Origin of the sequence: Methylosinus sp. LW3 (assembly GCF_000527115.1) — a bacterium.
Taxonomy (GTDB): Bacteria; Pseudomonadota; Alphaproteobacteria; order Rhizobiales; family Beijerinckiaceae; genus Methylosinus.
In genome coordinates, this window is the sequence record NZ_AZUO01000001.1 from 1,820,013 (window position 1) to 1,840,744 (window position 20,732).

Below are 20,732 nucleotides of genomic sequence, written 5' to 3' on the forward strand. Positions count from 1 at the left end.
CGGGGGACGAGGGCGCCGAGGCGCTGGCGGAGACGGAGGGATTCGAACCCTCGATAGGGCTTTACAACCCTATAACGGTTTAGCAAACCGCCGCCTTCAGCCTCTCGGCCACGTCTCCGCAGGCGCTCGATGCGCTGACGCCGAAGCTTCCGAATCTCGGCGCTCCGGCGAACGCGAGTTGAGATATGCCAAAGCGGCAAATTATTGGCAAGCGCGGTGTTGCTCGGGAATTATTTTTGTAAGACGGCCCGCACTGTTGCGCAATTGACACAGGCTTCGACAAAATCCCCGAATTGGACCTCCAACGGCTCCGCCTTTGTTGACGACTATCGTAATGATCCGTAGCTATTCACCACAGACGGCGCACCTCTGGTGGCCGGTTGTCGCGGTCGGCGATCGATCGTTGGGCGCCCTGGGGGGCTCCGGCGGCGGCGGATCGAAGACCCATAAATCTAACTGAGGGCCGTATGATGAAAAAGTCTTTGCTCGCCGCCACCGCGCTCGCGCTGGCCGTTTCCGCGGGCTCGGCGTTGGCTGCCGACCTGCCGTCGAAGAAGGCCGCGCCCTTGCTGCCGCCCCCCCCGCCGCCGGCGGCTCTGTGGACCGGCTTCTACGTCGGCTTGAACGCGGGCTACACCTGGGATGAGAGCAGCTCGGTGACGGTGGCTTCCGGCTCGCTGGCCCCCTTCAACCCGATCGTCGGCATCGCCGGCTCGGGCGTGCTCGGCACGAGCGTCGACGGCTTCATCGGTGGTGGCCAGATCGGCTACAACTATCAGTTCGCTAACGCCTTCGTCGCCGGCATCGAGGCCGACATCCAGGGCGTCGCCGGCAGCAACACCAGCGTGTCCTCGGTTGCGGCTTTCGGCCCGCTGACCTCGACGATCAGCGCTTCGAAGTCGATCGACTACCTCGGCACCGTCCGCGGCCGTCTCGGCTATCTGGTCACCCCCTCGCTGCTCATCTACGGCACGGGCGGTCTCGCCTATGGCCAGACCAATCTGAGCAGCAGCGTCTTCCAGGCGGTCGGCGGCCTCGTCGGCACCTCGTCGAGCGCCTTCTCCGACACCCGCGTGGGCTGGACGGCCGGCGGCGGCGTCGAGTGGCTGTTCCTGCCGAAGTGGAGCGCCAAGGTCGAATATCTCTATTACGATCTCGGCACTGTCTCGACCTCGGGCGTGATCGGCTTCACGGGCATCGCCGCTCCGGTCGCCACCACCGCCTCCTCGGCTCGCTTCAACGGCCATGTCGTTCGCGCCGGCGTGAACTACCACTTCAACCTGTTCAGCCCGGCCGCTGCTCCGGTCGTCGCCAAATACTGATTTGGCGGTCGCCCGATAAGGGCGAGCGAATAGAAACGAAAAGCCCGGCGCATGCGCCGGGCTTTTTGCATTTCTCGGCGTCTATCGCCGTCACGATGCGGGGCGGTCGAATTTCTCGCCGGATGGCATGGCGGCTCGGGCGCTAGAGTGTTTTCGAGCGAAGCGGGAACCGGTTTGCGTGAAGAAAACACGATAAAACAACGAGCTGTAAAGCCTTCTCGGTTCAATCTGAACCGGGAAGGCTCTAAGATCAGAGCCTGTCGAGAAAAGTTTCGATACTTTCGAAATAGCGCGTCCAATTCGGCGCCTCGAATCGGCGTGCGGCGTCTATGGCGGCGAGACGGCGGGGCGAATCCGCCGTGGAGAAGTCCTCGATCGCGCGCTTCCAGCCGAGCCCGTCTATGGGCGACAGAAACAGCGCGCGCTCCTGCGCGATCTCGTGAAACACGGGAATGTCGGAGACGATCGCCGGCGTTCCGAGCGAGAGCGCCTCGACCACCGGCAGGCCATAGCCCTCCGCGAAGCTCGGCATCAGCAAGGCATTGGCGTTGGAAAGCAGACGGCGCAGCTGCGCCGCGGGCAGGCCGGTCGCCCAGCGCACGCAGGGACGGATCGCCTCGCAGCGATTCAGCATGCCGACGATCTGCTCATTCTCCCAGCCGCGTCCGCCGACGAGGACGAGCTTTGGCGCCGGTTGCGGGCCAGCGGCCAGCGCGCGCCAGACATTGAGCAGCATCAGGTGATTCTTGCGCGGCTCCAGCGTGGAGAGGAGCACGAAGTAGTCGCGCCGAGCGAGCTCTTCGTCGCGTGCGGATTCCGTTATGTCCTCGAGCGTCGATGGCGGCGGCTCGGAATGGATCGGAACGCGCGTGGCGCTGCGCGCCATTTCGCGCTCGAGGCGCTCGGCGACGATTTCTGTTGTCGTCAGCAGCGCGTGGGCGTGACGCAGAATCGTATCGATTCGCCTGCGAAACAGCGCCTCATAGCCGCGCCGAAAGAATTCGGGCCGGTCGAGCGGCAGGAGATCATGCACGAAGAAGACGGCGCGCATGTCCGGCCGCCGCTCCAACCATCGAAACAGCAGGGGAAACTCGCAGGCGTGCTGCGCTATGTTCAAATAGAGCGCGCCGGGCGGCAGTGCGCGCGGCCTGTCATTGGCCAGACGCAGCGGCGCGCGCCAGAGAAATTGGCCGAGAGCGCTGCGCGACGCAGGGGCCGAGGCGAATGGCGCGGCCTCCTCGCCGAGCAGCCAGCCGCGGAGCCGCGTCCATTCCGCCGAATCGTCTGGCGCGGAGGCGGCTCCGACATCGGCGACGATTCGGGAGAGGCGGGACGGCGCGAGCGCATGCGGGCCGCGCGCGCCGTAATGCGCGCCGCAGGCAAGGCGTGGATGCGCGGCGAAATGGCGCGCGAAAGCGAGGTCGAGGCGGCCGATGCCGGCCGCGCCCGACGCCGTTCCGAGCGAGACGAGATGTGTCGCGTCATAGACGATCCGGCGCGTCATCTTCACTTCTTCGGGGAGAGGCTACCAGAGCGCCGGATGGCGCGCATAGAGCGACATAGCGGGGTGATAATAGGGGTCATCGCGAATGACCTCGCGCCAGCGGTCGCGGAAATAGTCGCGCTCCTTCGCATAGACGCTCATCGGACGAAACCGCGCCGAGCCGCGTGACGCCGATTCATAATGTAGCAGCCGCGCGGCCGGCTCATAGAGCGACGTCCAGCCGCGCTCTGCGAGGCGCAGGCAGAGATCGGTGTCGTTGAACTCGATCGGCAGATTGATCTCGTCGAAACCGGCGACCGCGTCGAACTTGCGGCGCTCCACCGCCATGCAGGCGGCGGTGACGGCGGAGCACTCATGCGGGAGGCCGGCGCGGCCGAGCCATGAGGCCGGCGCGACCAGCGCGCCGAAATGGCCGGCGTCCTGGCCGAGCCCGATGGTGACGCCCGCATGCTGTATGCGGCCGTCGGGATAGAGCAGCAGCGCGCCGACGGCGCCCGTCTGCGGCGCCATGGCCCGGCGAGCCAGCGTCTCCAGCCAATCCGGGCTGACGACGACCGTGTCATTGTTGAGGAAGAGGACGACCTCGCCGCGCGAGGCGCGGACGGCGTCATTGTTGAGGCGCGCGAAGTTGAATGGCTCCGGGCGCGACAGCACGCGCACGCGTGGGTCTTTCTTCGCCTTGTCGAAAATGGCGAAGGTCTCCGGCTTGCGGCTGCCATTGTCGACGATGACGAGCTCGAAGGACGGATGCGTCGAGAGGCGCTGGATGCTTTCGACGCAAGGGCCGAGGAGATCGGCGCGGTCGCGCGTCAGCACGATGATGGAGACGCTCGGCGCCGGCTCTGCGGGCGCCGGCGCCGCGACGACCGGCGGCGGCTCCGATTCTTCGTCGCGCGTGAGCAGCCAGCGGCGCAGATGCGCGATCTCCTCGCGGGCGAGGCGGAAGGGCGCTGCGCGCATCGCCGCATCGATCGATTCTGCGGCGAGCGTCGCGGCTGCATAGAAGACGCAGCGGCCGAAATAGGGGCGCGCCGTCGCCAGCGTCGGGCTCCAATCGGGCGCAAAGCGCGGGCGCAACCCGTGCGCTGTGCGCAGCAGCTCGTCGGCATAGATCAGCTTCGTCTGCGGAGCGCGCGCGATCTGCGCGGCGAGCGCGGCGAAGGCGTGATCGGCCAATTCATCGCCCGCGCGCAATTGCGCGACGAAATCCGCCTCCGCGAGAAGGGGAAGGAGCTCGGCCTCGCTGCGCGCGAGGCGTGCGGGTGACGGATAGGATTGCCGTTCGATAGAGGCGAGCGTGCGCGCCCATTGCTCTGGCGTCGCCTCCGCGCCGGAGAGGAGAATGGCGAAGCGCGGCTCGCTGCCCGGCGCGCCGCGCGGCGCGTCCAGGCCCGCGGGCTCGAAGGGACGGGCGCGGCGCGCGCGCCAATTCTCGAATGCGTCGAGCGGCTCGAAATTGCTCGCCCAATCGATCGCGCTCTCCGCCTCCGCTCGATAGCCGAAGAGCGTCGGCAGGAAATAGGACCAGAGCTTCGCGGGCTTGCGGCGCCAAACGCGGACGAGCGCCTCGACGAGGCCGACCGGCCGCACGCTCTCGATCGCGAAGCCGAAAGCGCCGGGCCTGTTGGTGGGGCTGATGAGAATCGCGCGCGCGCCACGGGGCAGGGCGCCGATCCAGACGCCCGCGCCGGCCACCGGGCCGGGGAGAATGCGATCGATGACGCGATCTTTCGTCACGAAGCGCAGCACCGGACGCACGGGATCGTCGAGCAGGCTCGCGCGAAAGACGATCTCGACGAAAGGACGCGCGCCGAAATCGCCCTCCACGCGCAGCCAGGGCTCCTTCGAGAGGGCGAAGAAGCGGCCATTCTCTATGGCGACGTCCTTTTGCGGAAGGAGCGCGATTGCCTGCTTCGTCAAATGCGATCCAATTCTCGATTTGCGGCCCCCGCCGGCGATCGTCCTCTTGGGCGAGGGGCGCCGGCTTGTCAATGTCATGGTGAATGGAGCGCCTCCGCGCGATTCATCATGAAGGGGAGACTATTTCCTGGCGCGCACGGCTCTATGTCAGCAGAGCGCTCGTCGTCGCGGGCGCGCCCTCGAGAGGCAATCCGAACAAGAGACACGCCATGTCGCTGACGACCAGGACGCGCCCGACGCATGCCGCAGATGTTCCGCCGGCGGCCGCGGATTACGGGAAAATGCCGTTGGATGAAGTCCTCACGCGGCTCGGCGTCGATCCCAAGCGCGGGCTTTCGCCGGAGGAGGCGCGCCGACGGCTGAAAGCCTATGGTCCCAATGCGCTCCCCGAGAAGCGAATTCCCTTGTGGCGCAAGGTCGTCGGCTATTTCGCGGGACCCATGGCCTATATGATCGAGGCGGCGGCGATCGTCTCCGCGCTGATCGGCCATTGGAATGATTTCGCCATTATTCTGGCTCTGCTGCTGTTCAATGCCGGGCTCGAGTTCTGGCAGGACCGCAAAGCCTCCAACGCATTGGCGGCGCTGAAGAAAGGCCTCGCCCCCGAGGCCACGGTGCTGCGCGACGGCGATTGGAGCGCCAAGCCCGCGGCCGAGCTGGCGCCCGGCGACATTGTGAAGATAAGGCTCGGCGTGGTCGTTCCCGCCGATCTGCGGCTCGTCGCCGGCGATTACGCCTCGATCGACCAGGCGGCGCTGACGGGCGAATCTCTGCCGATCGGCAAGAAGATCGGCGATGTGGCCTATTCCGGCAGCATAGTGAAGCAGGGCGAGATGATCGGCGTCGTCACGGCGACGGGCGGCAACACGTTTTTCGGCCGCACGGCCAGCCTCGTCGCCGGCGCGGGCGCCGTGAGCCATGCGCAAAAGGCCATGTTCGAGATCGGCGATTTTCTCATCGTCGTCGCCGTCGCGCTCGCGGTGGTGCTGGTTGCGGTAAAGGTCTATCGCGATCTCGTCGTCGCCGATGACTGGAGCATGAAGGACGCGCTCTCCATTCTGCAATTCGTGCTGGTGCTGATGGTCGCCTCCATTCCGGTGGCTATGCCGGCGGTGTTCTCGGTGACAATGGCGCTCGGCGCGCTCGCGCTTTCCAAGGAGAAGGCGATCGTCTCCAAGCTCTCGGCGATAGAGGAGATGGCGGGCGTCGATATTCTGTGCTCCGACAAGACCGGCACGCTCACCAAGAATCAGCTGACATTGAGCGAGCCCATCCTCTTCGATTCCAAAGATCCGCAGGATTGCATTCTCGCCGCCGCGCTCGCCTCCAAGCTCGAGGATCGCGACGCCATAGACACCGCCTGCATCGACGCGCTGAAGGACAAGGACGCGCTCAAAGCCTATTCGATGACGAAATTCACGCCCTTCGATCCGGTGAGCAAGCGCACGCAGGCGATGGTCACGGATGCGCAGGGCAAATCGATCATCGTCTCCAAAGGCGCGCCGCAGGCGATCGTCGATCTCGTCCATCCCGACGCCAGCGTGGCGCAGCGCGTGAAGAGCATCGTCGCCGAGCTCGCGGAGAAGGGCTCGCGCTCGCTGGCGGTGGCGCGCTCGGAGGATGATGGCGCGAGCTTCCGGCTGCTCGGCGTCCTGCCCATGTTCGATCCGCCGCGCGCTGATTCCAAGGCGACGATCGCCGCCGCGCGCGCCAAGGGCGTGGTGGTGAAGATGGTGACGGGCGACGATACGGCGATCGCCATAGAGACGGCGCGCCAGCTCGGCCTCGGCGATCACATCGTCGCGGCCGCCGATATCTTCCCGAAAGATCTCGATCCCAATCATCTCTCCGTCGATGTCGTCGACGCGATCGAACGGGCGGACGGCTTCGCGCGCGTGTTTCCCGAGCATAAATACGCGATCGTGAAGGCCTTGCAGCAGCGCGGCCATCTCGTCGCCATGACCGGCGACGGCGTCAATGACGCGCCGGCGCTGAAGCAGGCCGATTGCGGCATCGCCGTCTCCGGCGCCACTGACGCCGCCCGCGGCGCCGCGGCGCTGATTCTCACCGCGCCGGGCCTGTCCGTCATCTCCAGCGCCATAGACGAGGCGCGGCGCATCTTCGGACGCATAGAGAGCTACACCACCTATCGTGTCGCTCTGACCATCGACATCATGTTCGTCGTCGTGCTGTCGAGCGTTTTCCTCGGCTTCACGCCGCTCACCGCGGCGATGATCGTCGTCATGTCGCTGCTCGACGACGCGCCGATCATGACCATCGCCTATGACAACACGCCGGTGGAGCCGCGGCCCATACGCTGGCGCATGCCGCGGCTTCTCGCCATAGCGACCATGCTCGGCCTCGTCTGCGTCATCGAATCATTCGGCTTGTTGCTCATCGGCGTTCGGGCTCTGGCGCATGAGCCGCTGAAAGAGGCCATGCAGCTGTTCACGCCGCAGCAATTGCAGACGATGATGTTCCTGCAGCTGGTCGTCGGCGGCCATCTGCTGCTGCTGGTCGCGCGCACGCGGCGCTGGTTCTTCATGCCGCCTTTTCCAGCGTGGAAGCTTCTCTTCGCGATCGTGGCGACGCAGATTCTCGCCGCGGCCATGTGCTATTTCGGCTGGCTCGTGCCGCCGATCTCGCTGCGGCTCATCGGCATCGTCTGGGCCTATTGCATCGCCTTCATGTTCGTCCTCGGCCTGGTGCGCAAGATCGTGGCGCGCGTCGTGGACCATCGCATGAAACGGCAGGAGAAGAGCATCGCCACCGTCGAGCGGCCGCTCGCCGGCGGGCTCGCGCTCGCGGCCCAAAAGTCCAATTGAGAGGAAAGAGCCGATGGATTGGCGTGAGAAATATGGGGTCGAGCCGGGCGGAAAGCTCCGCCTCTCCAATTACGACCCCTCGGACACGGGCAAGCACAAGTCCCATGAGGAGGCGCTGCCCAAGATCAAGGACCATGTCGAGCGCATGGCCAAGCTGCAATATCTGCTCTACGCCGACGGCTCGCAGGCGCTGCTCATCGTGCTGCAGGGGCTGGACGCCGCCGGCAAGGACGGCACCATCCGCCATTTGTTCTCCGGCATGAATCCGCAAGGCGTTTCCGTCGCCTGCTTCAAGCAGCCGACGCCGATCGAGCACGAGCATGATTTTCTCTGGCGCATCCACGCCCATGCGCCGTCCAAGGGCGGCGTCGTCATCTTCAACCGCTCGCATTACGAGGATGTTCTCGTCGTGCGCGTTCACAAGCTCGTCCCGCGGGACGTCTGGTCGAAACGCTATGACGAGATCAACGAATTCGAGCATCTGCTGACGCGCGACGGCAATGTGAAGATTTTGAAGTTCTATCTGCACATCAGCCCGGAGGAGCAGCTCGCGCGCTTCAAGCAGCGGCTCGACGATCCGGCGCGCAATTGGAAGATCAGCGAGAGCGATTACACGGAGCGCGAATATTGGCCGCAATATGTGGAGGCCTATGAGGAGGCGCTGTCGCGCACCAGCACGAAGCAGGCGCCCTGGTTCGTGGTTCCGTCGAATCACAAATGGTTTCGCGATCTCGTCATCTCGCGCATCGTCGTCGACACGCTGGACGAGATGGGGCTGAAGCTGCCGCCGACGCGCGTCGATCTGACGCAGATCAAGAAAAAATATCACGCGGCCGTGGCCGATGTGAAAAACGGAACCTTCGGGAAGGGGAAATAGGGCCGAGGCGGCCGCGCCTCAGTCGGCCTTGCGCTGCGAGGCGCCGTCGCTCTCGTCGCGGCGGCGGAAGCGCAGCACTGCGCCGGGCGCGCGATTGCGGGCGCTGATGCGGCTGCGGCCAGTGCCGGTAAGCACATAGCGGCCGCGACTATCGTCCCAACGCATGAGATCGGCCGCTATGGCGCGCTGGCGCAGCGCCATGGTCATGGGATCCTGCACATGCGGCGGCGCTATGTCGCCATGCGCATCGACCTTCTTCAAGGCCTCGATCAGCGTGGTTTCTTGAGCGTCCGTCATCGCTCTCCGTATATGACGCCGATCGGCCCGAGGAGCAAGGATTTTGAGCGAATGGCGCAGGCGAAGGTTAGCGCCGTCTTGCCGGCTATCGTGCCGAAAGACGGCGCTGAGGGAGTCAGCGGGCGGCCTCGGGAAGGCGCCGTTTCCAGCGTTCGCCGGCGCGCAGCTCCTTATTCAGGACCCAGCGCAGCTGAATGGGGCGGCGGATGCGTCGGCCGTTCGTCTCGCTCTCCACGGCGACCGGGATGGCGGAGACTGGAATGGCGATCGGCGCCTGCGGCTGCGCGACAATGGCTGTCGGCGTGGGCGTGGGAGCGCGCCGCGGCTTGGGCGCCGGAGTCGCTTCCACCGCCTTGCGCGGACGGCCGGGGCGAGCCCGCGCCGGGGCCGGGGCCAGCGCTTCGATCTCGGCCTCGATCTTCGGTTCGACGGCTTTCTTCACGCCGCGCGGGCGGCCGGGACCGCGGCGGACCGGCTCTTCCGGCTCGGGCTGCGGCGCGACGATCTCTATGAGGCTGGGAAGCACGCGGCCGGTCGTCGTCGCGCCGGGCGCGGCTTCCGCCGTCACGGGCTCGGCCTTCTTGCCGAAGACGAGATCGGCCGCCTTCATCGCGGCTTCATAGCTGTCGTCATGCTGCGCCTCGCGCTCCACGACTCGCGGCGCGAAGGTCGCGAGATCGAGAAAAGCGGGTTTGGACTCGGGCGGGGCTTCGTCGAGCGGGCCGAGGCGACCCGCCGCCGCCTTGGCGGAGCGAGATTTGAATTCCTTGACGAAAGGGCGGACGATGCGGCGCATGGGTCTCCGGCGTCGATGGGGGCGAAACGACTTCCGTCGGACGATTGTTCGTCCGAATCGGTCAGCCGGCTCCGAGTTTTCCCAGGATGAACGGAAATTCCGAACACGGGTAGAGTGGGCGAATACTTAGCCGATGTCGAGCGAAAATGCCGCCGCGGTAACAAATTTGTTACTCTACCGCACGCGACGATAGACGCCGCGCCGCATATCTCTACTTTTTCGTGCGAATCACTTCGCGGGCGCGGCTCCGCCCAGACGTCCACGCCGCAGCGCAACCAAGTGTGGGATTGAAGTCGTCCGCAGCGCCGCTAATTGCATAGCGATATACGCAAAATCGGGAGCCGTATCATGGAGTCCTGCGAACAGCCGCTGGCGTCGATGACATTCTGCGAGGCGGTGAGCTGCGTATGGGCGAAGGGTGAAACCGCGCTCAACTCGGTGCTGCAGACGCCCGCCACCGCGAGCATAGGCGATTGGGCGCTGACGCTGCTCGTCGGGCTCGTCCTGCTCAATCTCGTGATAATGCTGTTCAGGGCGGCTTTCCCACGTCGCCGTTTCGACGAGCGCGTCCCGACCTCTCGGGCGTGACGATCGAGGTCGTGGGTAGAGGCGAGCGGGCGGCCGAATTCGGCCTGGTGGAGCTGCGGGGAATCGAACCCCGGACCTCTGCAGTGCGATTGCAGTTTTTTGGCTTTGGCGCGGTTTGGCGGGATTTGATGGAAGTTGGAAAGTCACTGAAAAACAGCATGTTTTGAATTGCACGTCACGGTTTCGGTTTGCGGGCGCTTGCGATCTCGTGGTAGCTACAGCGCGAGGCGCTCATGATTACGCTCAAAGACATTGCCATCCTGCCGGCCGGGTCGACGATATGGGACGAGGGCAGGGGAGCCGTGCCGGGCTTCGGCGCTCGGCGCCAGAAGGATCGGGCCTCCTACGTTCTAAAATATCGGACACTCGACGGCCGCCAGCGTTGGCACACGATCGGCCGGCACGGCGCCCCATGGACGCCCGACCTCGCCCGAGCCGAGGCGAGGCGGTTGCTCGGGGAAATCGTCTCGGGAGGCGATCCGGCTGCAGATAGGCAAGAGGGCCGCAAGGCTGCAACCGTCGCCGAGCTGGCAGACCTCTATCTCGCCGACGCGACGTCCGGAAAAATCTTGCGGCGCGGCAAGGCGAAGAAGGCCTCGACCCTGGCGACCGACAAAGGCCGAGTCGAGCGGCACATCAAGCCTCAGCTCGGGAGTCTGAAGGTCAAGGCCGTGACGCGGCTGGACGTGGAGCGGTTCTATAACGCCGTGGCCAGCGGCGAGACGGCTGCGACCGTGAAGACGGGGAAGCACGGGCTCGCGCGTGTGACCGGGGGCCGTGGCACTGCGACCAGGACACTGGCCCTTGTGGGCGTCATCTTCTCTTACGCCGTTCGGCTCGGGCTGCGGCCGGACAATCCTACCCACGGAGTAGAAAAACACGGCTATGAGCAGCGGGAGCGGCGGGCCTCAGACGCGGAATACGCCGCGCTCGGCGCAGCGCTCCATGCGACCTCAAACCAGATTGTGCCTGTCGCCCGCGAGGGCGTGCGTTTTCTCGCGCTCACGGGCTGGCGCCGCGGGGAAATGCTCGCGCTCAAATGGGCCGAGGTGGATCTCGCCGCTCGGACCGCGCGACTGAGCGATACGAAGACCGGGGCGTCGTCGCGGCCTCTCTCTCGCGCCGCGTGCGCCGTCCTTAAGGCGCTCCCGCGATCCGGGACTCTTGTTTTTCCGTCGCCCAAAGACAGCGAAAAGCCGATGGGCGGATTTCACAAAATTTGGTTGCGTCTCGCCGAGGCGGCGGACCTGCCCTCGGACGTAACCCCCCATGTGCTGCGGCATAGCTTCGCCTCGGTCGCCGCCGATCTCGGCCTCTCGGAACTGACGATCGGGGCGCTGATCGGGCACAAGGGCAGATCGATCACAAGCCGCTACATCCACTCTGCCGACGCGGTCCTACTCGCCGCGGCCGATCTCGCCGCCGATCGGATTGTCGAGCTGATGGAGGCCAAGGCATCCTTTCGTTCGACCATCAAGCGCAGGAATGCGGTCGCGATCGGAAAGGGCGGCTGATGATTAGCGCAGACGGCCTTCGCCATTTGCTCGAGGATTTCATGAAAAAGACGGCGGGCGGCGCGTCGATTGCTGCGCCTTCTTGGTGGGGAGAGGGCAACGCGGACGAGAGGCGCGTGCGTGATGATTTAGAGTCTGGGCGGCTGCATCTTCGATCCGCTTATCGCTCTGCGAAGCGCGGACTGGAACTCGTCGACCAAGGCGACATTGAGTCGGCGCGGACGCTCTATGAGACCGCCAAGAGCTATTACATCGATGCTCTCGAGGCGCAGCTTCGCCCGAGCGATCTTGCGAATTTGGGACGCTCGGCCGCGACGCGGGGGCGGCCAAGAAAGGAGGGGGTGGCGCCAGCACCGAAAAAAAAGCGCGGTCGACCGAGAAAAAAATAGGAAGAAATCTCCGCGGCATTTTTCTCTGATTTTTTTGTGCATATTGGTGCTGTCACCTCAAACGCGCTCCGAGCGCAGCAAATGGTGACTAATGCCAGTCCACAACCCCGACGATCTCCTTTCCCGCAAGGACGTCGCCGCCGCGCTCACTGCGGCCGGCTATCCCGTCTCTCCGCACACGTTGTCCACTTACGCGACCCGCGGCGGCGGGCCGATCTATCGCCTGTTCGGAAAGAAGCCCCTCTACCGCTGGGGCGATGCGATGGAATGGGCGCAGTCCCGCCTTTCGAAGCCGATCCGCACGACATCCGAGCTGGAGGCCGCTTGAATCATGGCCTCAAAAACATCGAACCCCGCCGCGGGGCGCGCGGACGGGGCTCGGAAATCGTTCAGCTTGGCGGCGAACGGTTCCGAAAATATCGCCCCCACGCTCGAACCGCAATCGAAAATCCCGTCTCGCGCCGTGCTGGCGCGACGATGGCCGCGACTTCGCCTCAACAGATATTCCGGTCATTGGCTCGACGAGGCCTCCGGCCGCCGCGGTGACGATCTCGCGTCGCTTGCGCGCTATCTTGAGGGGGCGCCGCGATGACGATTCCGCCTCTCCTCATGCTCGCCGAGGGCCGCAAGCCGCGGCTCCGCAAAGCCCCAGTGGAGCGCCCGAAAGAGATCGCGTTGCATATGTCGGTCGCGAAGCTCTTGCGCGACTACGCCCGTCCCGAATGGCAATGGACACATATTCCGAGCGGCGAGCTGCGTGACGTGCGCACGGCCTCGAAATTGAAGCAAATGGGCGTCAAGCGCGGATGGCCGGACTTCGTTCTCGTATCGCCGCGCGGCGTGCTGCATTGCCTCGAGTTGAAGCGGCTCGGCGAGACGCTGTCGGACGACCAGGAAGAGTTCCGCGCGTGGTGTATCTCGCACGGCGCGCCGCATGTCGTCGCTTGGACATTCGATGAATCGCTTACCGCTCTTCGAGAATGGGGCGTGCTGCGCATCGATATTGCTGCGGGGGGCGAATGAGCCGATCATTCGCACAAGAAGACAATGCGGCGCCGATCCCGCAAGGCTTTCGCCTGTCCAAGCCTGCGGCGCGCGCCGATGGACGGCGCAGTCCCCGCGGCGAAGAAACCGGCCCGCCGATATCGTTTCGGACGGCGGGCGTCTTCGTGCGAGAATACGTTCCGCTCAAATATGTCATCGAACCGATGTTGCGCAGCGCGTCGCTCTACGCGCTCACAGCAAAGACAGGCGCAGGCAAAACCGCCTTCAACGTCGTGGCGGCGCTCGCCGTCGCCACTGGACGCGCCGACATTCTCGGCCGAGAGGTCGCGCAAGGCCGCGTCGCCTATCTCGCCTGCGAAAATCCCGATGATATTCGAATGCGGCTGACAATCGCCGCATGGCTTCTCAATATCGACATCGAAGCCCTCGGCGACGAGATCATGATTCTCGAAGTGCGCGCGAAGCCCGAGGCCGTTCACGCCGAACTGGTCCGCCTCGCAAAGCAAAAGCCGTTCGCGCTCGTCATCGTCGACACGCTTGCTGCTTTCTTCGACGGCGACAATATCAACGATGCTGTGCAGGGCGGACAGTTCATGCGCCGGCTGCGGCCTATCACGCAAATCGCCGGGATTCCGACCGTTCTCGTCGCCGCGCATCCGGTGAAGAATGCAGGCGAGGAAGCCCTCGTTCCCTACGGCTCGGGCGCGATCCTGAACGAGATCGACGGCAATCTGACGCTGTGGAAAAAGCCCGAGACCGGCCTCGTCTCTCTCCACTGGCAAGGCAAGCTCCGCGGCCTCGAATTCGAGCCGGTTCATTTCCGCTTCGAAATCTCTGGCTGTCCCGACCTCCGCGACGCCAAAGGACGCGACGTGCTTTTGCCGACGCTGCGGCCCGCTTCCGAGCAATCCGCCGACGATCGGCAACAGGCCGAGGCCGACACCGATCGGACGCTCCTACGCGCCATGATCGAACGGCCTGGCCTCACCATCCGCGAGTATGCAGATGCGACCAAGATTCATCGCTCCAGCGTCTCTCGAAAGCTCCAGCGCTTGGCGAAGGCAAGCCTCGCCGAGCAAACTTTGGACAAATGGCGCGCGACCGCGAAGGGGCGAAAAGCCCTCGAATGACGCCCGAAAATCTTGTCTCGCCCCCCGAGACAAAACCCCCTTTTTGTCTCGCCTTGTCTCGCGAGACATGGGCCGAGACAAGATCGCATGTAAGGCATTGAAAAAACGCTGTCTCACCCGAGACAAGACCCGAGACAAAAGCCTTTCTTGTCTCGCTGTCTCGCCCTTTCCCTTCCTAAGGGAAGGGCAGACGAGACAAGGCCGAGACAACCTGGATGGAAAAGCCCTCCACAGGTTCAATCCATGGGTGGCGCATCGCCTCGACCGGACCGGACGGCGCGCTCGATACCCACTCGCTAATTCGCGGAGTTGCGCGCAGACCACCCATGCCGGTTACTCGCCCCTTCGCGCTCCGAAACGAGACGCGCCCCCCCTGATGCGCTCGGACAGGGGGGGGAGGTCGAGAACCTGGGCGCAGGGGCGCCGCGACCGGCATGGGGGTCGATTTTTCGACCGTGCGAAATGAAAGAAAAAAGCATCCGCATTCAACCCGAAGGGGACATCGAGGATTCCTCGGCGGCGGGAGGATTCAACCGGCATGGGTGCCACGCAGAGGTTTTTTCGGCTGGGGCAGAAATCCAACGGATCGCCGAAACGGCCGAGAAAATACAGAAATCAAAGGGGCGGGCAATGAAATCACCTCGGCCTTGCATTGGCTCGGCGGCACGGATGCGACGCACGCGCGCTCGGCGCGCTGCAGGCAGGCGCGTATTCCAAATCGAGGCGGACGAGGTGGCGCTAGAACAGCTGCTCGCCGATCTCGGCGATCTGCCGCCCGCTCTCGCCGAGGATCCGAATGCAGTAGATGACGCGCTCGGCCGGCTGCTCGAACGATTGATCGCCCTGCATTCCCGCGCGTGACGCGCAACGCCACGGCTTGTTCAGATATGCGAATCTGATCACGCATCAGGAGGCATTGATGGCGAGAGAACTTTTTCAGGCACTACGGGCGCCGGGCGCCGAGAAACCGAACCCATTGGCCCGCGCGGCGTGGGCGAAATTTCTGAGAGCTGCAGGACGGCGAGACGAGGCCGAGCGAATCGAGGCGGCCGATCCGATCGTGCAGCGCTTGGCGAACCCCATCGTCACCAGGGCGGACCAGACCATCGGCGCCACGGCGAACCACGCCGCGCTGGCGCAAGCCGGCGTCGCCGATTATTTCTCGAACCTTCCCAGCGCCGGCGCTCGGTTGATCGCGCAGGCGACGAGCATTCCGCTCGAATCGAGATCGTCGATTTCGTTTCCTCGCTCGTCTTCGACGCCGGTGGCGGCCGAATGGGTGGCGGAGGGCGAGCCTATCCCCGTCGGCGGCGGCACGCTCTCCCATGACACCCTCGGCCCCCAGAAAAAATTCGCGTCGATCGTGGCATTTTCGGCCGAGCTGGCGAAGCGCTCCGGCGGCCAAGCTATTTTCGAGACGATTCTCAAAGAGAAAGCGGCGGCGGCGCTCGACGCCGCGCTCTTCAGCGACACGGCAGGGTCCGCCTCCGCGCACGCTGGTCTACGCTACGGCCTCACACCGCTGTCGACCTCTGGCTACCCGGACGGCGACGTCGAGAAAGTCGCCGCAGCCGTGGCCGACGCCGGCGGCTCGACAGTCGTAATCGTCGCGGCACCATCGCAGGCGATGGCGATTCGCGTCAGATTTCCATTGCAACCGTTCGAAGTTTTAGCTTCCACAGCGCTACCCGCGGGAACCTTGCTCGGCCTCGACCCCGCCGCGCTCGCGGTTTCGTTCGGAAGCGTCGACATCTATCCGACGACGGAAGCTCTCTTGCATATGAGCGACGATCCTCTCGAAATAGTCGACGCGGCTGGAACGATAAGTGATCCGGCCCGCAGTCTCTGGCAAACGAACTCCGTCGCGCTGCGGCTCATCGTCGATGTTGCTTTCGCGATGCGCGGCGGCCGAATCGCCGCCGTCGCGGGAACGTGGCCATGAGCGGCGCCCGCGACCGCGCCGCAGCGGCGAAGGCACTGGCCCTCGAGACGATCGAGCGCGCAAATGCCACGCTCGCCGAGCCCCGCCCGTGCGATGGCGCCGCAGATCACTATCAGGCGCTCGTCCGTGAGGCGACGAGCACCCCCTGGCCCTCGCCGGCGCGCGCTGCGGCGAAAGCGCCCGCCCCGGCGCCGACGCCCCCGCCGATCTCACGCGCCGAAGTAGACCGGCGCGAAAATGATCTCATAGAGGCGATGGGCCGCGCGCTGCGCCGCCACGACGAGGCATGGCGCGCGCGCTTCGATCGCCTCGCCATGCGCGTCGCGCTCATCGAGAAAGGAACGGGCAATGACGAATCGTGATGAACTAATCCGGCGCTGCCGCGCCTCGGGCATGGAAGCCGACGAGGCCGAGGACTTCGCCGACGAGATGTTGCTCGACGAGCTGTCGCGCGAGCTGGAAATCGAGGCGGAGGCCGAGCAAATCTATCGTCGGATCATGAATCGCGCAAACGGCGCGGCGCCGATCGATCGCGCGATGCGAGGAGCGTAAGACATGGCCGAAGCCGTAAAAAGCCGCATCGATATTCAAGTTACCTCAGACGCCGATAAGGCGATTGAGTCGCTCGAAAAACTCATCGCGGCCGAAGGGAAAGCGCAGCATCAGACGGAGGGCCTTACGGTTGCATCCGACAAGCAAACAAAGATTCGCGAGCGTAGCGAGGCTGCGGTCGACCGGCTAGCGAAGCGATACGACCAAGAATATCGAGCCGTCGAGCGGCTGCGCACGGATCAAGAATCGTTGAACCGAGCTTACAACGCGGGGCTCGGCGGGACGCGCGCCTATGAGCTTGCGCTCGCCGGCATTCATCGCCAACAGTCCGAACTCTCTCGCTCTGCGAACGACAATTCCCGAATCGACCCGTTCCATCATGCGACGGAAGGCGCGAATCGGTTCAATTCCGCGGTTGATCGCGTGCAGTCATTCGCGTGGAACAATTCGAGTTTCAGTGGAAACGAAATCGATCGCGTAGTCATGCCGATTCGATTGCTCGGCGCGACGCTCGGCGGGCTTCCCGCCATCGCGATCACCGCGGGCGCCGCGGCCGAGGGCGCACTCGCGCTGATAGGCAATCGATCGCAGGAAGCGCTCCGCGATCTTCAGGAAGTCTCCCGTCAGTCCGGCCTTGGCGTCAATCAGATCGCCGGCGCGCAAATCGTCGGCGCGCGCTCTGGCCTCACCCAGGACCAAACGCGCGGCGCCCTCAACAACGCCGGCCGCGAATTCGACGCCTATCGTCGCAATGATGGGGGCGTGAAGAGCGCGCTCGAGAATATCGACGAGGGCTTCCTTAAAGTCGCCGATCGCGCGCGTAATGCGGGCGAATTCGTCGACACCATCGGCGAGAAAATCCGCGCTCTGCCTCGAGAGGAAGGTCTCGACCTATCCCGTAAGCTCTTTGGAGAAGACGCTGGCGCGCGGCTGTTCGACAACATCCGTAGCGGAGCGCTGAGCATGCGCGCACTCGGCGACGAGGCCACCCGGGCCGGTGGCATAAACGACGAACTCGCGCGGAAGGCGGAAGACGTTCAGCGTCAAATCGACGAGGCTGCCGAGGTCGCGCGGACGAAGCTTTTAGTAGCATTTCAGGATCTCGGAAGCCCGATCGATAACCTAAAACTCGGTTGGTGGGGTGTCGTCGGTTCGATCGGGGATGCGATCTCGCGTAGCGAAGAACTGCGGCAGGTGATGCAGGGCTTGATGCATCCTATCGACACGCTCGCGAATGCGCCGCACGTAGTCGGCAAGCTGTTCGAGCAACAGCCGCCGCGGCCGTTCGGCCGGCTGATCGACATGAGCACGCAGAACGATTTCGATCGCATGAAGGGCGATTTCTTCGCACGCGGCCCGAAGTTGACGCAGATCACGGCCAGCGATACGCGCGCTCGATATGCAGCGCGGGAGGAGTCGGACGCGAGCGGCGGAAAGGCGTCGAGCGGACGCAGCGCACTTTCCGCCGCGGATCGCGCCGAAGAGAAATATACGAGCATCACACGCCAGCTTCAGAATCAAATATCGCTCCTCGTATCGCAAGGTGCCGAACATGATCGGATCGCGCTTCAGATCGAAACCGAGCGACGCCTCGTCGAGCTTGGAGTCGGCGCGACGCAGGCGCAAAAAGATGGCGTCTCCGCCCTCGTCACCAAGCTCGACGAGGCAAAGAAGGCGCAAGAGCGCCTCAACGAAGAGGCCAAGAAGTTCAACGAGGCCTATTCGTCGGCGAGCAGCACGATCTCCGGCGCGCTGAAAGACATTCTCAACGGCGGCAAGCCAGGCGACGCTCTGCAAAAGGCCCTGCAATCCATGCAGGGCCAGCTCCTCGACGCGTCGCTTACGGGCGGCGGCCCCTACGCGAAGCTGTTCGGCCTCAATGGCAAGGATGGCGCGGTCGGCGGCCTATTCGGCGGGCTCGGCGATGTGCTCGGCCTCGGGCCGAAGTCAGTCGGCGCGATGAACGTGCAAGCCGCGAACGTCAATATCAATGGCGGCGTCGGCGGCCTCATCGGTGGCGGCACCGGCGGCGGTCTCCTCGGAAGTCTCTTCGGCGGCGGCTCCAATTTCGCTGGCCAGCCGGCCGGCGCGATGGGGCCGTTTCAGCAAAGCGGCGGCTTCCTTAGCACTCTCATTTCAGGGATCGGCTCACTATTCGCCTTCGCCGATGGTGGCGTGATGACCTCGCATGGCCCGCTGCCGCTGCGGCGGTATGCGGATGGCGGAATTGCTTCCTCTCCGCAGCTCGCCATGTATGGCGAGGGCTCCGGCCCCGAGGCCTTTGTCCCGCTGAAGAGCGGCGGGATTCCGGTCAATCTCAATCTGCCGCGCGGAGCCAGCGTCACGCCGAATGCGCAGAGCCTCGCCTATGCGCGGTCTCTCGCGTCAGGCGCCGGCAACGCCAATTCTTCAGCACAGCCGGCGCCGAAAACTGAGGTTCATGTCCACAACGCGCCCGCCGGCACACAGACCAGGGAAACGACAGATTCGCGCGGAAATAGACGTGTGGAGGTCGTCATCGGAGAAACCGTTGCGGCCGGTCTGCGATCGACGGCGGGGCTGGCGACGCTACGCGGCTTCGGTCTCCGACCTTCGGTCGCGAGGCGGTAGGCGATGACCGACGATGAAGTCCGCGACCAGGCCGAGCGCGACGGGATTGAGCTCGACGACGACGAGAAGGGTATCAGCTCAATTGATCCCGCATTGGCCGAGCGCCTTCTCAAGAAGCCGCCGAATTGCCTCCGAGCGCGATGGCGCGTCGTCCTGTTTCGCCGCCCATTTATCGACGCGCTCCACCAGGGCGGGCGGCGCGCGGAAGTTCAGCATCGGGTCTTTCCCCGTTGCCGGACGGCCGCGCTTTTTAGGTAAGACCTCTATTGACTTCGCCATAAATAGGTCTTACACAAAATAAGCAAGCAGAGCAAGGACAGATGCGCCAACCACGCCGGACATTCCCGTCCCGGCGAGCGCTCCCGGCTTGCCTGCAGGAGAAGATCACATGCCGATTGATACGAAGTCCCTATTCGCCGACCAAGATGCGCTGGTGGCGACGCTCTACCGCTTGGAAGGCCTCGCCGATGCGATTTTCGCCGTAGCCGAGACCGGCGCAACCGAGGTGATTGCCGAAGGCGCCATGTTCGGAATTCAATCCGCTCTCAAGCGCGATCTCACGGATCTGCGCGAGGCGGCCTCGGGCTGGGATATCGTCGTGGCCGCGCCGGCGCCTGTCGCCGCCGCGCCGGCGGCCTCGACCCTCGGAGACATCGGCGACGAACTGGCGAAGCTACGCGCTCGGGCGGCGGTGCTCGAGACGATGCTCGTCGATCTCGACGGCGAGGCTCTTGCGCGCGCCCACGATGGGCTCAATCAGCAGGCCAACGACGTGGCCAGCGGGCTCGACGCGCTGATCCGCCGGATCGATGGCGGAGAGCGCAGCTTTTCCAGCCCGGAAAAGGTCGGCCCCGCTGAGGCGACCGCCGAGGCCGTTCAGCAGGAAGCGGCAGCGGACTGCGCCTTCGAATACAGCGATTTGGAGTCGGATATCTCCGATTTGCGAGATATGTCCGACCTCGCGAATTCGTTTATCGAAGAATGTCTAGGCAGACCACTTACACGCGTCGAGATCGGCGATCAAAAAATGAGAGCTGTAACTGAACGTGAGGCCGACATCATTTTGTTTTCAGTCTATCGAGTCGGGGCAATGACGAAGGAACTCAGTGAGAAGTTCTATGCGATACGTGAAAGGAAACCGTCGTGAGGTTCCTTCGTCTCGTCGCCGCCCGCGCGCTCTTGGCGCTCGCCGGTCTCGCCGATGGCGCGCTCGCTATGGCCGAGCCGACCGTCCTGCGCACGATGCTCGCCCGGCTGGCGCTCCGGGGCGCGCGCCTCTTCGCCGGCCTCGCCGTTTGGATCGCCCCTTGGATTCGCGCCGACCAAGCGCAGCCGCTGGCGCCCGGCGGTTCCTCGCCCACTTACGGGACTATTCCCGAATCCGGGCATTCACGCCAAAACTTGCGCCACTGATTCGCCTCGCCTAATTTGTGATCAAGATCGACCGGCCGAACATTCGGC

Annotated in this window: 22 protein-coding genes and 1 tRNA gene; 17 read left to right on the forward strand and 6 right to left on the reverse strand. The window is 64.6% G+C overall.

The window, feature by feature from the left end:
- Positions 1-24: 24 nt before the first annotated feature.
- Positions 25-118: transfer RNA gene (locus METLW3_RS0109215), tRNA-Ser, on the reverse strand.
- 352 nt (positions 119-470) lie between these two features.
- On the opposite strand from METLW3_RS0109215, the gene METLW3_RS0109220 reads away from it, so the two are divergent.
- A complete protein-coding gene (locus METLW3_RS0109220; protein ID WP_024879640.1) occupies positions 471-1,322 on the forward strand; it encodes an outer membrane beta-barrel protein in 852 nt (283 codons plus the stop codon).
- Between the two features lie 250 nt (positions 1,323-1,572).
- On the opposite strand, the gene METLW3_RS0109225 is transcribed toward METLW3_RS0109220, so the two are convergent.
- Together METLW3_RS0109225 and METLW3_RS0109230 are read right to left on the reverse strand one after the other, a co-directional pair.
- Positions 1,573-2,826 (reverse strand): glycosyltransferase family 1 protein, encoded by a 1,254-nt coding sequence (locus METLW3_RS0109225; protein ID WP_024879641.1) that lies wholly within the window; start codon positions 2,824-2,826, stop codon positions 1,573-1,575.
- 21 nt (positions 2,827-2,847) lie between these two features.
- A complete protein-coding gene (locus METLW3_RS0109230; RefSeq protein WP_024879642.1) occupies positions 2,848-4,746 on the reverse strand; it encodes a glycosyltransferase family 2 protein in 1,899 nt (632 codons plus the stop codon).
- A 281-nt stretch (positions 4,747-5,027) separates the two neighbouring features.
- Between METLW3_RS0109230 and METLW3_RS0109235 the strand changes: the two genes are divergently transcribed.
- Together METLW3_RS0109235 and METLW3_RS0109240 are read left to right on the forward strand one after the other, a co-directional pair.
- Positions 5,028-7,571 (forward strand): plasma-membrane proton-efflux P-type ATPase, encoded by a 2,544-nt coding sequence (locus METLW3_RS0109235; protein WP_051465509.1) that lies wholly within the window; start codon positions 5,028-5,030, stop codon positions 7,569-7,571.
- Positions 7,572-7,584: 13 nt separating this feature from the next.
- The gene (locus tag METLW3_RS0109240) at positions 7,585-8,448 is read left to right on the forward strand and encodes a polyphosphate kinase 2 family protein (RefSeq protein WP_024879644.1); all 864 of its coding nucleotides are present in this window, start codon (positions 7,585-7,587) and stop codon (positions 8,446-8,448) included.
- Positions 8,449-8,466: 18 nt separating this feature from the next.
- Here the strand turns inward: METLW3_RS0109240 and METLW3_RS0109245 are convergent, their stop codons facing one another.
- Both METLW3_RS0109245 and METLW3_RS0109250 read right to left on the reverse strand, forming a co-directional pair.
- Positions 8,467-8,745: a hypothetical protein gene (locus tag METLW3_RS0109245; protein ID WP_024879645.1), complete on the reverse strand. Its 279-nt coding sequence runs from the start codon at positions 8,743-8,745 to the stop codon at positions 8,467-8,469.
- 115 nt (positions 8,746-8,860) lie between these two features.
- Positions 8,861-9,541, reverse strand: coding sequence for a hypothetical protein (locus METLW3_RS0109250; protein ID WP_024879646.1), 681 nt, complete (start codon positions 9,539-9,541; stop codon positions 8,861-8,863).
- Positions 9,542-9,889: 348 nt separating this feature from the next.
- Here METLW3_RS0109250 and METLW3_RS0109255 point away from each other — a divergent pair, with 348 nt between their 5' ends.
- The 12 genes from METLW3_RS0109255 to METLW3_RS0109315 all read left to right on the forward strand — a co-directional run bounded on the left by METLW3_RS0109255 (position 9,890) and on the right by METLW3_RS0109315 (position 19,271).
- Positions 9,890-10,129 carry a hypothetical protein gene (locus METLW3_RS0109255; RefSeq protein WP_018265882.1) on the forward strand — a complete coding sequence of 80 codons (240 nt, stop codon included), beginning with the start codon at positions 9,890-9,892 and terminating at the stop codon, positions 10,127-10,129.
- Positions 10,126-10,296, forward strand: a complete 171-nt coding sequence (locus METLW3_RS28190) for a hypothetical protein (RefSeq protein WP_157096101.1) — start codon at positions 10,126-10,128, stop codon at positions 10,294-10,296. The genes METLW3_RS0109255 and METLW3_RS28190 overlap by 4 nt, the downstream gene beginning before the upstream one ends.
- Before the next feature lie 135 nt (positions 10,297-10,431).
- Entirely contained in the window at positions 10,432-11,643 is a 1,212-nt protein-coding gene (locus METLW3_RS0109265) for a tyrosine-type recombinase/integrase (RefSeq protein ID WP_198022759.1), read from the forward strand.
- Positions 11,643-12,032 (forward strand): hypothetical protein, encoded by a 390-nt coding sequence (locus METLW3_RS0109270; RefSeq protein ID WP_024879648.1) that lies wholly within the window; start codon positions 11,643-11,645, stop codon positions 12,030-12,032. The genes METLW3_RS0109265 and METLW3_RS0109270 overlap by 1 nt, the downstream gene beginning before the upstream one ends.
- Before the next feature lie 91 nt (positions 12,033-12,123).
- Positions 12,124-12,360, forward strand: coding sequence for a hypothetical protein (locus METLW3_RS0109275; RefSeq protein ID WP_024879649.1), 237 nt, complete (start codon positions 12,124-12,126; stop codon positions 12,358-12,360).
- Between the two features lie 260 nt (positions 12,361-12,620).
- Entirely contained in the window at positions 12,621-13,055 is a 435-nt protein-coding gene (locus tag METLW3_RS0109285) for a VRR-NUC domain-containing protein (RefSeq protein ID WP_024879651.1), read from the forward strand.
- Complete coding sequence (locus METLW3_RS0109290) at positions 13,052-14,167, forward strand: AAA family ATPase (RefSeq protein WP_024879652.1); 1,116 nt, start codon at positions 13,052-13,054, stop codon at positions 14,165-14,167. Before METLW3_RS0109285 ends, METLW3_RS0109290 begins: the two co-directional genes overlap by 4 nt.
- A 462-nt stretch (positions 14,168-14,629) precedes the next feature.
- The gene (locus METLW3_RS28195; RefSeq protein ID WP_157096102.1) at positions 14,630-15,028 is read left to right on the forward strand and encodes a hypothetical protein; all 399 of its coding nucleotides are present in this window, start codon (positions 14,630-14,632) and stop codon (positions 15,026-15,028) included.
- Between the two features lie 16 nt (positions 15,029-15,044).
- Positions 15,045-16,109 (forward strand): phage major capsid protein, encoded by a 1,065-nt coding sequence (locus tag METLW3_RS0109300; protein WP_036308780.1) that lies wholly within the window; start codon positions 15,045-15,047, stop codon positions 16,107-16,109.
- Positions 16,106-16,471 carry a hypothetical protein gene (locus METLW3_RS0109305; protein ID WP_024879654.1) on the forward strand — a complete coding sequence of 122 codons (366 nt, stop codon included), beginning with the start codon at positions 16,106-16,108 and terminating at the stop codon, positions 16,469-16,471. Before METLW3_RS0109300 ends, METLW3_RS0109305 begins: the two co-directional genes overlap by 4 nt.
- Positions 16,458-16,661, forward strand: coding sequence for a hypothetical protein (locus METLW3_RS28200; RefSeq protein ID WP_157096104.1), 204 nt, complete (start codon positions 16,458-16,460; stop codon positions 16,659-16,661). The genes METLW3_RS0109305 and METLW3_RS28200 overlap by 14 nt, the downstream gene beginning before the upstream one ends.
- Positions 16,662-17,144: 483 nt before the next feature.
- Positions 17,145-19,271 (forward strand): hypothetical protein, encoded by a 2,127-nt coding sequence (locus METLW3_RS0109315; RefSeq protein ID WP_157516549.1) that lies wholly within the window; start codon positions 17,145-17,147, stop codon positions 19,269-19,271.
- Between the two features lie 78 nt (positions 19,272-19,349).
- On the opposite strand, the gene METLW3_RS27500 is transcribed toward METLW3_RS0109315, so the two are convergent.
- Entirely contained in the window at positions 19,350-19,550 is a 201-nt protein-coding gene (locus tag METLW3_RS27500; RefSeq protein ID WP_083967123.1) for a ribbon-helix-helix protein, CopG family, read from the reverse strand.
- A 109-nt stretch (positions 19,551-19,659) separates the two neighbouring features.
- On the opposite strand from METLW3_RS27500, the gene METLW3_RS0109325 reads away from it, so the two are divergent.
- Both METLW3_RS0109325 and METLW3_RS0109330 read left to right on the forward strand, forming a co-directional pair.
- Positions 19,660-20,418 (forward strand): hypothetical protein, encoded by a 759-nt coding sequence (locus METLW3_RS0109325; protein ID WP_024879657.1) that lies wholly within the window; start codon positions 19,660-19,662, stop codon positions 20,416-20,418.
- The gene (locus tag METLW3_RS0109330) at positions 20,415-20,684 is read left to right on the forward strand and encodes a hypothetical protein (protein WP_024879658.1); all 270 of its coding nucleotides are present in this window, start codon (positions 20,415-20,417) and stop codon (positions 20,682-20,684) included. The genes METLW3_RS0109325 and METLW3_RS0109330 overlap by 4 nt, the downstream gene beginning before the upstream one ends.
- The last annotated feature ends 48 nt before the right edge of the window (positions 20,685-20,732 follow it).